We start from the raw sequence: 14351 nt of genomic DNA, 5'->3' as shown, positions 1-14351 counted from the left end.
CGGATCAGGCGTAGCGCATGATGGCGGTCTTGGTTTCGAGGTAGCCCTCGATCGCCGCGCGGCCATGCTCGCGGCCGATGCCGGATTGCTTGAAGCCGCCAAAGGGCGCTRCCGGATCCAGCGTGTTGTGCGAATTGACCCACACCGTGCCGGCCTTGAGGCCGTGGATCGCCGTCATTGCCTTGCCCATGTCGCGGGTCCAGATCGAGGCAGACAGTCCGTAGCGCGTGTCGTTGGCGATGCGGATCGCCTCGTCGAGATCGGCGACCGGCATCGCCGCCACCACCGGCCCGAATACCTCCTCGCGCACGATCTCCATCTCCGGCTTCACATGGTGCAGGATGGTCGGCGCCACATAGTGACCTTTCGTAGGCACGGGTCGCGCGCCGCTCACGCGTTCGACACCCGCCGCCAGGCTGCGCTCGACGAAACCCTGCACGCTCAAACGATGCTTGGCCGAGACCAGCGGATTGATCTGAGCCTCCGCGTCGCGGCCGGCGCCCATCGTCATGCCGTCGGCGATTTCGGCCAGCCGCGCCAGCGTGCGGTCGTAGATCGGCTTCTCGATCAACAGCCGCGCCGCCGAGGTGCAGACCTGGCCCTGGTTGAAGAACATGCCGAGCCCGGCAAGCAGCGGCTCGATGCCTTCCTCCATGTCGGCGAGCAGGATCATCGGCGACTTGGAGCCGAGCTCCAGCGTGAAACGCGCCACCCGGTCGACCGCGGCGTGGCCAACGCGCTTTCCTACTTCCGTCGAGCCGGTGAAGGTCAGCTTGTCGATACCGGGATGGCGGATCAGCGCCTCACCGGTCACAGCGCCGCTGCCGGTGACGATGTTGACGACGCCGGGCGGGAAGCCCGCTGCCTCGATCAGTTCGGCGAGCCTGAGCAGRCCGAGCGGTGTTTCCTGCGGCGGCTTGAGCACGATGGTGCAGCCGCAGGCGAGCGCCGGYGCGATCTTCCACATGCCGATCAGCAGCGGGAAGTTCCACGGCACGATGGCGCCGACGACACCCACTGGCTCCATCACCGTCATCGCTTGGTGCTTCGCCCCAGGCGGCACGGGAATGGAAACCTGGAAGGTCGAGCCTTCGATCTTGGTCGCCCAGCCGGCATAGTAGCGCARCCAGTCGACGGCGCCGCCCGCGCTCAGCATGCGGGCGACGCCCAGCGACTTGCCGTTCTCGATGCTTTCGATCTCGGCCAGAAGGTCGGCATCGGCCTCGATCGCGTCGGCAAGCTTCAGCATCAGGTTCTGGCGGTCGACCGGCCGCATCGACGCCCATGGCCCTTCGAGCGCCGCCCGCGCCGCGCGCACAGCCTGGTCGACGAGTTCCGGGCCGCTCTCGGGCACATAAGCGACGATCTCGCCCGAGGCGGAATCGTCGACAGCCAGCTCGTCTCCGGCGAGCCCGTGGACGAAACGTCCGTTGATGAAGGGCCGATGCGGTCGCGAAAGGAATGCGGCGGCAGCCGCGCTGATCGGCGGCACGGTTCTCTCGTTCACGCCATCCTCCTCGAAATTGACGAACATTTTTCGAGAGGGTTATGGAGCGCGCCAATGCCCTTCAAGCCGGCGCGGCCGCGAGTGCGCTTTCAGTCAAAACAAAGTTCCCGCTCGGACAAGACGGCTCGCCCAAGGCCAATCAAGATCGCGGGATGAGATCGGCCACGCTGGCACGTCTCCGCGGGTCCTGGAAGGTGAAGACGATTTGAGCGCGGTTCTCGGCAATCCGATGGTCACTACGGCCGCGCTGCCGCTGCTGCTCGGCATCGCGCTGGCGCTCGCCGCGCGCATTGTTTTGCCGGCGGCATCGCCGGTGCTGACGCTGTTGTGGGCAGCGCTGCTCCTGTTCTTCTACTGGGACACGCTCGGGCCACCGGTCATGCTGCCTGTCGCCGCCAGTCAGAAGTTGATCTATCTCGCCTTCGCCGGCATCGTCATCGGCCTGCTGCCCGAGCGGGTGTTGGGACGCGCAACGAGTCTTCCCGCCGTCGTCGCTTTCGCGGCGGCCTTCCTGTGGCTCGGTTGGCGGCGGCTGGCCGGCGGCGCTCTCGATGTGCAACTGATCGCAGCACTTGCCGTCGGGCTGCTAGCGCTTGTCGGCGCTGCACTGCTCACCGCACAGCAACCCTCGCCATCGCCGTCGCCCGAGGAGCCATTCCTCGCGCCAGCGGCGGTGCTTGCGCTGTCGCTCGCCGGCGCCATCGTCTCGGTGCTTGGCGCCTCGATCGTCACCGGGCAACTGCTCGGCTCGATTGCCGCGCTGGTCGGTGGCTGGTGTCTGGTGCAGTATCTTACGACGCTTCGCGGCGGCGTGGCCGCGCCATGGGGCAGGGGCGTCGAGTTCCTGTTGCTCTACGCCGCCGCGACGGTGCTGGTCCAGGTGGCGCTGCTCGCGCCCAAGGCCAATCCCGCCGCGCTCGTCCTGTCGTCCTTGCCGCCGCTCGCCGTCGCGCTCGTGCGCGGCCCGTTGCAAAACCTGCTTCCCGGCGCACGGCCCCTGCGGCCGCTGGTCGCCGGCATCCTGATCGCCGTTCCGGCGATTCTGGCCATCGTGACGGCGATCGTCTGGGCGCCGCATGGGGCCGCCCTCGGCTTTTCCTGAGCCGGATCCAAACACAACAACCAACAACAGGGAGAAAACATGTGAGGACGACAAAACTGATTGCCGCGCTCGCTTTCGCCGGCGCATCGATCCTGACTGCCGCGGCGCATGCCGATAATTACGACATCGACGGCCAGCACGCCTGGGTCACCTTCACCGTCAAGCATGGCATCTATGGCATCGCCCACGGCCAGTTCGACGCGGTCAAAGGCTCGATCGTCATGGACAAGGCGGACGTCACCAAAAGCAGCGTCAAGGCCGAGCTGGATGTCGGCTCGGTCCACACCGCCTTCGACCAGCGCGACAGCGACCTGAAAGGCCCCGACTTCTTCAACGCCGCCGAGTTTCCAACCATCAGCTTCGAAAGCACCAAGGTAGAGAAGGTCGACGACAAGACCGGCAAGGTCACCGGCAACCTGACGATCAGCGGCGTCAGCAAGGAGGTTACGCTCGACGTCAAGCTGCTCAACGAAGCGCCGGCGCCATGGGACGCGACATTGACCAAGGCGGCTTTCAGCGCCACCGGCAAGGTCAGCACCGCCGACTTCCCAATGGCCAAGGCCGCCGATGGGTTCGGCCTCGGGCCCGAGGTCGACATCGTCATCGATGTCGAGGCGGTCAAGAAATAGGCCGCTGGAAGCCAGACGCATGATGCCGCGCGGCAAGGCCGCGCGGCATCCGAAGGAGCGCAGAAGTGCGCTCTCAGTCAAAACAAAGTTCCCGGTCGGACAAGACGGAAAAAGGCAACCGTCGCACACTCCACGTCAACGATCGGCAACGTTTGGGCGCGTGCCCATAAGGACCGTGGCATGAGATTTTCCGGCAAGACGGCCTTCATCACCGGTGGCGGCACCGGCATCGGCGCCGCTGTCGCCCGGCGCATGGCGGCAGAGGGCGCCAAAGTCGTGCTGATGGGGCGGCGGCGAGAGCCGCTCGAGGCCGTAACCAGGGATATTGGCGGGCTGGTCGTGCAGGGCGACGCCGCCGATGCCAAGGCGGTGCGCGCCGCCGTTGCCGAGGTTCACGACAAGATCGGCCCGGTCGATATCCTCGTCGCCAATGCCGGCGGCCACGGCGTCGGCCCGACGGTGACGATGAGCGACGAGACCTGGGCGCTGGCGACGCGCACCAATCTCGATACCGCTTTCGTCTGCGCCCGCGAATGCCTGCCCGATCTGATCGCGCGCAAAGGCAACATCGTCGTCGTCGCCTCGATCGCCGGCCTGTTCGCCRGACCGGCAGCGGCGGGCTACGTCACCATGAAGCATGCCTGCGTCGGCTTCGGCAAATCGCTGGCGCGCGACTACGGCCGCCAGGGCGTGCGCACCAACATCATCTGCCCCGGCTGGGTGGCGACGGCCATGGCCGACGAGCAGATGCAGGTGATTGTCGACAAGCACCGGCTGGGCTCGATCGAGGAAGCCTACAGGCTTGTCACCAAGGACGTGCCGCTCGGCCGGCCGGCGACGCCGGAAGAAGTGTCCAACGTCATCTGCTTCGTCGCTTCGAGCGAGGCGGCGATGATGAATGGCTCGATCCTGACCGTCGATGGCGGCGCCACCGTGGTCGACCTGCCGACGCTCGCTTTTGTCGATTGATTTGGAGATGGCGATGAACGACCAGAACAGACCCGCCGACTGGAAGCATTTCGACGATTTCGCCGCCGGCATTGCCACCAACCGGCTGCCGACGACGGATGCGCTGCGCGGCCAGACCTTCAAGATCACGCTGAAGACCGGTCGCACCATCGATCTCGCCTTCACCGCCGCCGACACCGTGGCCTGGAGCGAGGGCGCAGAGGCCGGCGCCGACTGGTACGAGGCGCTGGAAGTCGCGCCGCATGTCTTCTTCATCAACATGACCTTCGCCGCGAGGCCGGCCGAGGACGAAGCCTTCATCGTCGACACGAAAACGCGGCGCGTTCTGTCGGTGCGCGAGCGGGTGCGTGAACCCGGCGAAGCGCAGGGCGAGCCGCGCGTGGCGCAGACCTATTCCGCCGGCGTGCTGGGCGACCCCGCCGTGCCGCCGACCGGTCGCGAGCCGGCGCCGACGCGCGACCTGATCGGGCTGACGGCGCACTACACCTACAGCCCCAACCATGTATACGAGCACATTTATCTGAGCTCCCAGCGCTACGCCTGGCAGAACCTCGTCGGCGTCCAGCGCGGGCATGGCGACGTCGATCTCGCCACCACCTGGAAGTTCGCCGAGAATCTTTATGTCTTCGGCTTCCGCGAGTTCATCATCCCGGTCGCGTCGCTGTTCTTCTACAATTGGGACACGATGCGCTCGACCGGCAAGTTTCTCGGCGTGACCAGCCAGGGCAAGGTCGAGAACAAGCCCGCCGGCGCCTTCATCGAGAAGAAATCCAGGGCCGTTTACGACCCGGGCCAGGAGCCCGTGTGAGTGTTGGGGTCAGCATCATGAGCAACAAGAACTACGACGCCATCAAGGCCCATTACGCCGGCTCCGACGCCAAGGATCTGGCGATGATGATGGCGCCGGTCACCGAAAGCACCGCCTGGACCGAAATGGCAGGCTTTCCCTATGCCGGCACCTATGTCGGCCCTGATGCCGTCATCGCCGGCGTCTTCAAGCGCATCGGCGAGGACTGGGACGGCTACACCTTCGCGCTGGAAAAACTGGTCGACGGCGGCGCCACCATCGTCGGCATCGGCACCTATTCGGGCACCTACAGGAAGACCGGCAAGCCGATGACGGCGCGCGTCGTCCATGTCTGGGAGATGCGTGACGGCAAGGCCGTGAGTTTCGAGCAGTTCACCGACACCAGGCTGGTCGCGGCCGCGATGGGCTGAGGCGTCGGCACGAGTGAATGCGGGCCTGGCCTTGGGAGGATCGGCCCGATGAAAAAATCTGGGAGGATGACAATGGAAATCAGTCTGAAGGGAATGCTGGCCGGCCTTTTGCTGTCCACCGCGCTGACCGCCGGCGGCACGCTCGTCGCCAATGCCGCCGGCGACGAGATCGTCATCGGCGCGCCGATCTCGCTCACCGGGYCGCTGGCCGGCGACGGCAAGGAGCAGAAATGGGCCTATGAGCAGGCGGTCGCCGACATCAACAAGGCCGGCGGCATCATGGTGAAGTCGGCCGGCAAGAAGCTGCCGRTCAGGCTGGTCGTCGCCGACGACGAGAGCTCGGAGGGCAAGGTCGCTTCGGCGCTCGAAAACCTGATCAAGGTGCAGAAGGTCGACGCGTTGCTCTCGACGCATTCCGGGCCGATGAACATCGCCGGCGCCATCGTCGCGGAAAAATACAAGAAGTTCTACATGATCACGACGGCTTTTCCCTTCGAGTGGCAGCCGCTGAAGCTCAAATACTCGGCGCTGTTCTTCTTCCATCCGGGACCTGGCGCCGAGGTGCCCTTCCAGATATGGGACAAGCTGCCGGCGAATGAGAAGCCGAAGCATCCGGCGCTGGTCTCGGAAGACTCGCCCGACGGCAAGGGCTTCGGCGGCGCCTTCGAGGCGGCGGCCAAGAAATACGGCTACAGCTTCGCCGTCGACGATCCCTGGGCGATCGGCGCCACCGACTATTCGGCGCTGATCACCAAGCTCAAGGCCGCCGATGTCGACGCCATGCTGGTCTTCGGCTCGCCGGCCGACACTGTCACGCTTTTGCGGCAGATGAAGGAGCTCGGCTTCTCCGTGCCCTATCTGCATGGCTGGAAGGGTACCTGGACCGGCGAATTCCACGAGGCGCTCGGACCCGATTCCGACTACATCCTGACCGACGGCTTCTGGTCGGCGAGCTATCCCTATAAGGGCGCGAAAGAGCTCGGCGACCGCTACGAGGCCGAGTTCAAGAAGGACTCCGTCACCGTCGGCGCATTCTACGCCAATGCGCAGGTGCTGGCGCAGGCCATCGAGAAGGCCGGCAGCACCGATGCCACCGCCATCCACGACGCGATCTTCGGCCAGGAGTTCAAGGACACAGTGGTCGGCGACCTCAAGTTCGACGACACCGGCTTCGCCCTGATACCGAGCGTTGCCACGCAATGGTGGCAAGGCAAGCACCAGCTCATCTATCCGGACGGCAACTGGACCTACAAGCCGGCCCCGGCCTGGGACAAGCGCTGAACGAGCGGATGCGGTGGAAGCGGCGGGCGCCTGATTGCGAAGCCAGGCGCCCGTTCGCTTCCCGCCCGCACATTTGGGTCGCTCGGCAATTGAGCGGTTTGAGTGCCGAATCCTCGGCGCTTCCGCTGGAAGGAAACGAAAACACGATGCAGGCGGACGAAACCTTGCTGCGCCTCGAGGCGGTCAAGAAGCGCTTCGGTGGGCTTGTCGTCCTCAACAACATCGATATCGCCGTCGGCGCCAACGAGCTGATTGGCCTGATCGGGCCGAACGGCGCCGGCAAGTCGACGCTCTTCAACGTCATTACCGCCATCTACGCGCCGACCGAAGGGCGCGTGTCCTTCCGCGGCAAGGACATCACCGGCATCGCGCCGCACCGCATCTCGAGGCTCGGCATCGCCCGCACCTTCCAGCTCGTGCGCACCTTCCTCACCATGACCGCCTTCGAGAATGTCATGGTCGGCGCCGTCTACGGGGCAGGAGGCCGCGTCAAGCACGCGACCGAGGCGGCGACCGCCGCGCTGGAGCTGGTCGGCCTCAGCGCCAGGCGCGATATGCGCACCGCGCATATGACGCTGTCGGACCGCCGCATGCTGGAGATTGCGCGCGCCGTCGCCTCCGATCCGGCGCTGCTGCTCCTCGACGAGCCGATGGCCGGCCTCAACCCGACCGAGATCCAGCGCATGGTCGACGTCATTCGCCGTGTGCGYGCCGACCGTGGGATCTCAATGCTGTGGGTCGAGCACAAGGTCGACRCCATCATGAAAGTATGCAGCCGCGTCATCGTGCTCGACCATGGCGAGAAGATCGCCGACGGCACACCGCGCGACGTCACGCAAAACCGCAAAGTCATCGAGGCTTATCTTGGCGARCCGGCTGCTTGAAATAAGCAATCTCGAGGTCGCCTATGGCGACGTCGGCGCGCTGTGGGGCGTGTCGCTCCATGTCGATCCCGGCACGATCGTCGCGCTGGTCGGCGCCAACGGCGCCGGCAAGACGACACTGCTCCGCACCGTTTCCGGCCTGCTGAAGCCCAACGCCGGCGACATCCGGCTTTGGGGCCAGTCGATCACAGGCAAGGTGCCGCAGGAGATCGCCCGCCTGGGCATCGCCCATGTGCCGGAAGGGCGCGGTCTGTTCCGCCAGATGACGGTGCTGGAAAATCTCGAGCTCGGCGCGTTCCAGCCCAAGGCTCGCCCGCGCACCAAGCAGCTGCTGGAGAAAGCCTACACGCTTTTCCCGCGCCTGAAGGAACGCGCGCACCAGAAGGCCGGGTCGCTCTCCGGCGGCGAGCAGCAGATGCTGGCGATCGCGCGGGCCACGATGTCCGAACCGTCGCTGCTCATCCTCGACGAGCCGTCGCTGGGCCTCAGCCCGCTCGTCGTGCAGCAGATGTTTGCGCTCATCCAGGCTTTGCATGGCCAAGGCGTCACCATCCTGCTTGTCGAGCAGAACATCCATCAGGCGCTGAAGGTGGCCGACTACGCCTTCGTGCTCAAGACCGGCTCGCTCGCCATGCAAGGCACGGGCGCCGAACTCATCGCCGATCCCGAAATCCAGAAGGCCTATATGGGCGTGTTGGAGTAGAACATGGTCAATCTCCCGCCACCCGAGATCCTGCTCCAGCTGTCGCTCAACGGCGCGCTCGGCGGCGCAATGTATGGCGTCGCCGCCGTGGGCTTGAGCCTCATCTTCGGCACCATGCGGCTGATCTTCCTTGCCCAGGGCGCGATGATCATCCTGGCCGCCTATTTCGTGCGCGCGCTCTTCTACGGCCTCGGCGTCGACCCGTTCCTGTCGCTGTTGATCGTCGTGCCGGTCGGGCTCGGCGTTGGCTGGCTGATCTATCAGGGCCTGTTCCGCAAGGCCGCCGCTGAAGCAGACCGCAACGTCTCGCTGCTCATCGCGGTCGGCCTGATGTTCCTGGTCCAGAACCTGATGACKGTGATCTGGGGCGGCAACACCGCCGGCGTGGTGACGAGCTATACGGCAAGCGGCATCGAGCTCTTCGGCGTGCGCACCTCCTTCACCCGCTCGATGGGTTTTTTGATCGCGCTCGCCGGCACCGGCCTGGTCATGCTCTTCCTGCGCAAGACGATCGTCGGCAAGGCGGTGCGTGCCGCCTCGGAAGACATGGACGCCGCGACTTTGATGGGCATCAGCCCRCACCGCGTCAATGCGATTGCCTTCGCCATCGGCATTTCGCTGGCGGGCGCCGCCGGCGTCGCGGTCGCAACCACCTTTCCGTTCAACCCCTTCGCCGGCTTCATCTTCAGCCTCAAGGCGCTGGTGGCGCTGGCGCTGGGCGRCATCGGCAACGTCACCGGCGCGCTGGCCGGCGGCATCCTGCTCGGCCTGATCGAAGCCTATGTCCAGTTCTTCATCTCGGGCGGCTGGACGAACGCCATCGCCTACGGCGTGTTCCTTTTGGTGCTGATGTTCAAACCGGAAGGCCTGTTCAGCCGTCCCTACAAGAAGGCTTGAGAACGATGAGCCGACCCTCGCAATGGATCGCAATCGTCGTCATCGCGGCGCTGGCGCTGCTGCCGTTCCTGCCCGGCGCTGTCGACGCCTATTATTTCTCCTTCCTGTTCTTCGTCTTCCTCTACGCCGTCATGGCGCAAAGCTGGAACCTCGTCGCCGGCTATGGCGGCCAGATCAGCCTCGGCAGCCATGCCTTCTTCGGCCTCGGCGCCTATACCACCGCGATCCTGTGGAGCGGGAACTATCTCTGGGGCTCGCTCTATGACAGCCATCCGAACATCTATTATTTCGACCCGGTGACAATGCTGCTGGGTGGCTTCGTCGCGGCACTCGCGGCGGTCCTCATCGGCTTGCCGCTCCTGTCGAAACTCCATGGCGATTATTTCGCGCTCGGCACGCTCGGCTTCGGCGAGATCGTGAAGGTGATCTTCGTCAATGGCGGCGACTTCACCGGCGGCGCCTTCGGCATCGTCGCCCCGGCAAGCAGCTTCGACACGCTGCGGCCGCATTACTGGGTCGGGCTAGGCCTTATGGTCGCCACCGCCTTGGCCATCCGCGCGCTGATGCGCTCGCGCTACGGCCTTGCCCTGATCGCCGTGCGCGACGACGAGATGGCGGCGTCCGCCAACGGCATCGACACGCTCAAGGTCAAAGTCGCAGCCTTCGCCGGCAGCGCCTTCATCGCCGGCGTCGCCGRCAGCCTCTATACCTTCTACATCTTCCATGTCGGGCCGGACTCGGTGTTCGACCTCGACTGGATGCTCTTGCCCTTGATGATGACGGTGGTCGGCGGCACCGRCACGCTGCTCGGCCCGATCCTCGGCGCGCTGGTGATGTACGCCGTGTTCGATCTCGCCCGCATCGTCGTCCCCGACTATCACCCGGTGATTTCGGGGCTGACAATCATTTTGGCGATGCTGTTCCTGCCAAGGGGGCTGATGCGGAGTTTTGTCGGCAAGGCGCGCACGGCTTGAAATTTGTGCACACCCCGAACTAGGCGCTGTCGACGGTTGCAGCGCAAGAGCTGCAAGCCGAGGATTCAGCTATCTGCGAGAACTGATGGAAACTGGAACACCGGGTGCCTGCCAAGGGCGGGAACGGCTTGCTGTATCTGCTAAAACTCCAGCCGAAACTACTTAATGCACCAGGGTGCGCATCCGCTCCCTCAACTCCCGTGGCGACACGTCATACTTGCTCTTGAACGCACGCGAGAAATGCGCGCTCGAATTGAAGCCGCAGGCAAACGCGATTTCGGAGATCGATACCGAGGCGCGGGCGGGGGAGAGAAGTTCCTCCTTGCTGCGCTCCAGCCGTCTGTCCCAGACGAAGCGCTCCAGCGTCATGCCTTCGCCCTCAAAGGCGCGGTGCAGGTAGCGCCGGGAGCAGCCCATATGGCGGGCGATGTCCTCGGCCGAGAGGCTGCTGCGGGCCAGATTGGCGTCGATATAGGCGACGATGCGCTCGCGCAGCGCTTCCAGCGGCGAGCGGCGGAATTCCGGCGCCATGGGCTTTGCCTGGATCAGGCCGTTGACGAGCTGGATCAGGCTTTCGCCGACGCGGCGGCAGCCGGCCTCGTCGAGCTTGTGCGCTTCGCCGATCGCCATCTGCATCAGCCCGGACACGAWATGGGTTAGGCTGTCGCCCTCGCCCGGCAGCGRCACCGGCGCCGAAAGACGGGCCAGCGTCTCGTCGCCGAAGGTCGAGCGCGGCACCTGGAGGATGAGCTGGTCGACGTCGGAGAGGTTCTGCAGCGAATAAGCCCGCACCGGATCGTAGATGATCGCCGCGCGCGGCCCGAGATCGATCGCCGTCTGCTGCTGCTCGAAGCGGCTGCGGCCCTTGAGCTGCATCAGGATCTTGATCGCGTCGGGATCGAAGCTGCGCCAGAAGGCACGGTCGTTGACCACGAGGTGCGATTTCGCCCTGATCTCGGAGAGTCGACAGGAGCCCAGATTGACGGAGACCAGCTTCGGCAGCGAGGGTGCCTCACCGCGCGAGAACCGCTGCGTGATAGGGCCGAACAGCATCCGCGAAGCGGACAGGAAAGCCTCGCCGTCGGCGACGCTCACATGGTGGCCGAGCATAGTCTCCTCCATCAGTTTCGCCCCGTCTTTTCGTGGCCCTTTTTCGTGGCCTCTTTTCGCGGGATTGAGACGCAACGGCAGCGCCGATGCAACCGGCAAATAAGTTAACATGCTAAGCATCTTCATCGCAACGGCAGAAATTCATTCGCGCTCGGTGACCAAGGAAGCGCTCGGCGCAAGCGAGAAGGTCCTAGCAAGGCCGGGACTCGGTACGTTTCTCTGGCCGCTCGATGCCGGTGTCGGTACCTGGTTGCGTCAAAGGCGTGCCCGATGCGAGTCTGCTGCGTCGCCCTTATCGAAGCTCACGTGAGACCCGTTTGATGCTCCTGGCTGTCCATCATGTCGCAATCATCTGCAGTGACTACGAAACGTCCAAGCAGTTCTACACCAACAAGCTCGATTTCGCCGTCCTCGCCGAAAACTGGCGCCCGGAGAGGCAGTCCTGGAAATGCGATTTGCGTCATGGCCCCATCCAGATCGAGTTGTTCAGTTTCCCGAATCCGCCAGGCCGGCCCAGCAGGCCCGAGGCCTGCGGATTAAGACATCTTGCGTTCGCGGTTGCCTCGGTCGAGGCAACCGCCGGGCTGCTTAGGTCGCGCGACGTTGAGGTGGAGCCCATCCGAACAGATCCCTACACGGGCCGATTGTTCACCTTCATCGCCGATCCCGATGGACTTCCGATCGAACTCTACCAGGACGGTGTTTGACGGCCAGGAACGAGAACGTCTGGCGTCGGCAGCACCGAACGATACCGGCCGCAACGGCGGAGATGAACTTATGCCTCGCCGGTCAGCCGCGCCGAGATCAGCCGTGCTGCCCTGGTCGCCGCCTCGCCCTGACTGGCCGCCAGATGGTCGTCGATACGCGAGACGGGGGAGGCGATCGACAGCGTGCCGATCGGCTGGCCGTCGGCGCCGAGGATCGCGGCACCTATACTGWGCACGCCTTCCTCATAGCCCTGCGAACTGCGCGAATAGCCGGTTGCGGCCGCGAACGCGATGGCTTTGGCCAGCGTGTCCGGCTCTGTCATCGTATGCGCGGTGAAGGCCTGCAAAGGTTGCTCCAGATAGGCGCTGGCCACCTCCAGGCGCGAGGCGGCAAGGAAGGCGATGCCCGAGGCCGTGCCATGCAGCGGCAGCACCTGGCCGACATCGACATTGACGCGATTAGCCTTGGCCGAAAGCGCGACATGGACGGTGAGCAGTGCGCCGGCGCTGAACTCCGACAGATGTACCGTCTCGCCGGTTTCTTGCGCCAGCTCGCGGATGACCGGCGCTGCGAGGCGCACGAAGGGGAAATGCGCGTCGCGGATTCGGGCGAGCCGCGACAGGCCGGCACCCAGCCGATAGCGGCGGCTGYGCGGCTCCTGCTCGATCAGCCGGTGCGCGGCAAGCGCCGTCAGGAGCCGCCTGGYGGTGGCCTTGTCGAGCCCGGCGCGGCGGGCGAGATCGGAGAGGCCGATCTCCGGCTCGTGCAGCGTGAACAGCTCCAGCAGCGACACTGCCTTGCCCACCGTGCTCATCGCGCATCCTCCAAGATACTTCGCATGTGAATTAACTTGACAGGCGCCCTCCCTGCCTCCAGTGTGTTCATAACATACAAAACACTGGTTCAAATAATGAACCGACTGGGAACGGCTATGCGCCCCGGAATTTGGCGCGCCAGGGAGAGTTCAGCGCCGTGACGGCCGCCAGCAAGACAGCTTTGCAATCAGCAACGACGGAAGACCTGCTCGACCGTGAGCAGGCGCGGTTCCTCGACACGCATCCGCGCTCGGCGGCGGCATGGGAGGAAGGCAAAAAGCACTTTCTTTATGGCGGGCCGTCGCACTGGATGCGGCGCTGGGCCGGCGGCTTCCCGGTCTACGCTGCTTCGACAAGCGGCGCGCATATCACTGACATTGACGGCCGCGACTATGTCGACTTCGCGCTTGGCGACACTGGCGGCATGTGCGGCCACGCGCCGGAGGCGGTGACGCGCGCCGCGCTCCGCCAATTGCAGAACGGCACCACCATGATGCTGCCCACCGAGGACAGCCTCTGGGTCGGCGCCGAGCTCGCGCGCCGCTTYGGCTTGCCCTACTGGACGCTGACGACGTCGGCCACCGACGCCAATCGCGGCGCCATCCGCATCGCGCGCATGATCACCGGCCGCCCCAAGGTGCTGGTCTTTTCCGGCTGCTATCATGGCGGCGTCGAGGAGGCGCATGTCGAGATCCGCGACGGCAGGATCGGCATGCGCAACATGATCCACCCGAACGGCGTCGATCATTCGGCCGTCTCCCGGGTGGTCGAGTTCAACGACGTCGCGGCGCTCGAGGAAGCGCTGTCGCATGGTGACGTCGCCTGCGTGCTTACCGAGCCGCTGATGACCAATTTCGGCATGATACCGGTCGCCGACGGCTTTCACGCGGCGCTGCGTGAGATCACCCGCCGCACCGGCACGGTGCTCATCATCGACGAGACGCATACCATCTCCAGCGGCCCCGGCGGCTACACCGCGCTGCACGGGCTGGAGCCGGATATTCTGGTCGCCGGCAAGGCGATCGCGGGCGGCATTCCGGCCGGCATCTTCGGCGTCTCGCGGGAGATCGCCGAGCGGCTTTGGAAGATCGTGCCGATGGTCAATCCGCGCGTGCGCCAGTCGGCGCATCTCGGCATCGGCGGCACGCTGGCCGGCAACGCGCTCACCGTCRCCACCATGCGCGCCGTGCTGGAAGAGGTGCTGACGCCGGCCAATTTCGAGCTGATGATCRCCAACGCCACGCGCCTTGCCGAAGCCGCCTGGGGCATCATCCGAACCAACCGGTTGCCCTGGCATGTGACGCAGGTCGGCGCCCGCGCCGAGATAATGTTCATGCCGAAGCCGCCGCTGAGCGGCGCCGACGTCATTGCCGGCCGGCGCGGCGATCTGGAGACGCTGCTGCATGCCTTCTACATGAACGAAGGCATATTGGTGACGCCGTTCCACACCATGTTCCTGATGTGCCCGGCGACGTCGTCTGTCGATGTCGATCGCCATACGGAAGTCTTTGGCCGTTTCGTCGATCTCGTTCGCGGCGCGGGCGTCGTCTGAGC

Annotated in this window: 15 protein-coding genes; 12 read left to right on the top strand and 3 right to left on the bottom strand. The window is 65.1% G+C overall.

Features of this window, described 5'->3' with window-relative positions:
- Positions 1–4 precede the first annotated feature (4 nt).
- Complete coding sequence (locus LCM4576_RS04035; RefSeq protein ID WP_083361312.1) at positions 5–1507, bottom strand: aldehyde dehydrogenase; 1503 nt, start codon at positions 1505–1507, stop codon at positions 5–7.
- 205 nt (positions 1508–1712) lie between these two features.
- Between LCM4576_RS04035 and LCM4576_RS04030 the strand changes: the two genes are divergently transcribed.
- From LCM4576_RS04030 to LCM4576_RS03985, 10 genes are all read left to right on the top strand, one after another.
- Positions 1713–2609 carry a hypothetical protein gene (locus LCM4576_RS04030; protein ID WP_071074452.1) on the top strand — a complete coding sequence of 299 codons (897 nt, stop codon included), beginning with the start codon at positions 1713–1715 and terminating at the stop codon, positions 2607–2609.
- Between the two features lie 41 nt (positions 2610–2650).
- A complete protein-coding gene (locus tag LCM4576_RS04025) occupies positions 2651–3238 on the top strand; it encodes a YceI family protein (RefSeq protein WP_071030646.1) in 588 nt (195 codons plus the stop codon).
- Between the two features lie 180 nt (positions 3239–3418).
- A complete protein-coding gene (locus tag LCM4576_RS04020) occupies positions 3419–4207 on the top strand; it encodes an SDR family NAD(P)-dependent oxidoreductase (RefSeq protein WP_071030645.1) in 789 nt (262 codons plus the stop codon).
- A gap of 13 nt (positions 4208–4220) precedes the next feature.
- Positions 4221–5015, top strand: coding sequence for a MoaF C-terminal domain-containing protein (locus LCM4576_RS04015; protein WP_071030779.1), 795 nt, complete (start codon positions 4221–4223; stop codon positions 5013–5015).
- A gap of 17 nt (positions 5016–5032) precedes the next feature.
- Entirely contained in the window at positions 5033–5425 is a 393-nt protein-coding gene (locus LCM4576_RS04010) for a nuclear transport factor 2 family protein (protein WP_071030644.1), read from the top strand.
- 72 nt (positions 5426–5497) lie between these two features.
- The gene (locus LCM4576_RS04005; protein WP_071030643.1) at positions 5498–6706 is read left to right on the top strand and encodes an amino acid ABC transporter substrate-binding protein; all 1209 of its coding nucleotides are present in this window, start codon (positions 5498–5500) and stop codon (positions 6704–6706) included.
- A gap of 146 nt (positions 6707–6852) precedes the next feature.
- Positions 6853–7590, top strand: coding sequence for an ABC transporter ATP-binding protein (locus tag LCM4576_RS04000; protein WP_071030778.1), 738 nt, complete (start codon positions 6853–6855; stop codon positions 7588–7590).
- Positions 7583–8293: an ABC transporter ATP-binding protein gene (locus LCM4576_RS03995; protein WP_071030777.1), complete on the top strand. Its 711-nt coding sequence runs from the start codon at positions 7583–7585 to the stop codon at positions 8291–8293. The genes LCM4576_RS04000 and LCM4576_RS03995 overlap by 8 nt, the downstream gene beginning before the upstream one ends.
- A 3-nt stretch (positions 8294–8296) precedes the next feature.
- Entirely contained in the window at positions 8297–9190 is an 894-nt protein-coding gene (locus LCM4576_RS03990; RefSeq protein WP_071030642.1) for a branched-chain amino acid ABC transporter permease, read from the top strand.
- Positions 9191–9195: 5 nt separating this feature from the next.
- Positions 9196–10164, top strand: a complete 969-nt coding sequence (locus tag LCM4576_RS03985; protein ID WP_071030641.1) for a branched-chain amino acid ABC transporter permease — start codon at positions 9196–9198, stop codon at positions 10162–10164.
- Between the two features lie 162 nt (positions 10165–10326).
- Here the strand turns inward: LCM4576_RS03985 and LCM4576_RS03980 are convergent, their stop codons facing one another.
- Positions 10327–11286: a helix-turn-helix domain-containing protein gene (locus LCM4576_RS03980; RefSeq protein WP_071030640.1), complete on the bottom strand. Its 960-nt coding sequence runs from the start codon at positions 11284–11286 to the stop codon at positions 10327–10329.
- Positions 11287–11594: 308 nt separating this feature from the next.
- On the opposite strand from LCM4576_RS03980, the gene LCM4576_RS03975 reads away from it, so the two are divergent.
- A complete protein-coding gene (locus LCM4576_RS03975) occupies positions 11595–11981 on the top strand; it encodes a VOC family protein (RefSeq protein ID WP_041006727.1) in 387 nt (128 codons plus the stop codon).
- A 68-nt stretch (positions 11982–12049) separates the two neighbouring features.
- On the opposite strand, the gene LCM4576_RS03970 is transcribed toward LCM4576_RS03975, so the two are convergent.
- The gene (locus LCM4576_RS03970; protein ID WP_071030639.1) at positions 12050–12796 is read right to left on the bottom strand and encodes an IclR family transcriptional regulator; all 747 of its coding nucleotides are present in this window, start codon (positions 12794–12796) and stop codon (positions 12050–12052) included.
- 158 nt (positions 12797–12954) lie between these two features.
- Here LCM4576_RS03970 and LCM4576_RS03965 point away from each other — a divergent pair, with 158 nt between their 5' ends.
- On the top strand, positions 12955–14349 hold the full coding sequence (locus tag LCM4576_RS03965; RefSeq protein WP_244510622.1) for a transaminase: 1395 nt from the start codon (positions 12955–12957) through the stop codon (positions 14347–14349).
- Positions 14350–14351: the final 2 nt, after the last annotated feature.

It is taken from the genome of Mesorhizobium sp. LCM 4576 (assembly GCF_001854815.1).
GTDB classification, from domain to species: domain Bacteria; phylum Pseudomonadota; class Alphaproteobacteria; order Rhizobiales; family Rhizobiaceae; genus Mesorhizobium; species Mesorhizobium plurifarium.
Note: the sequence above shows the minus strand (reverse complement) of the source record. Positions and strands in the feature narration are given on the sequence as shown.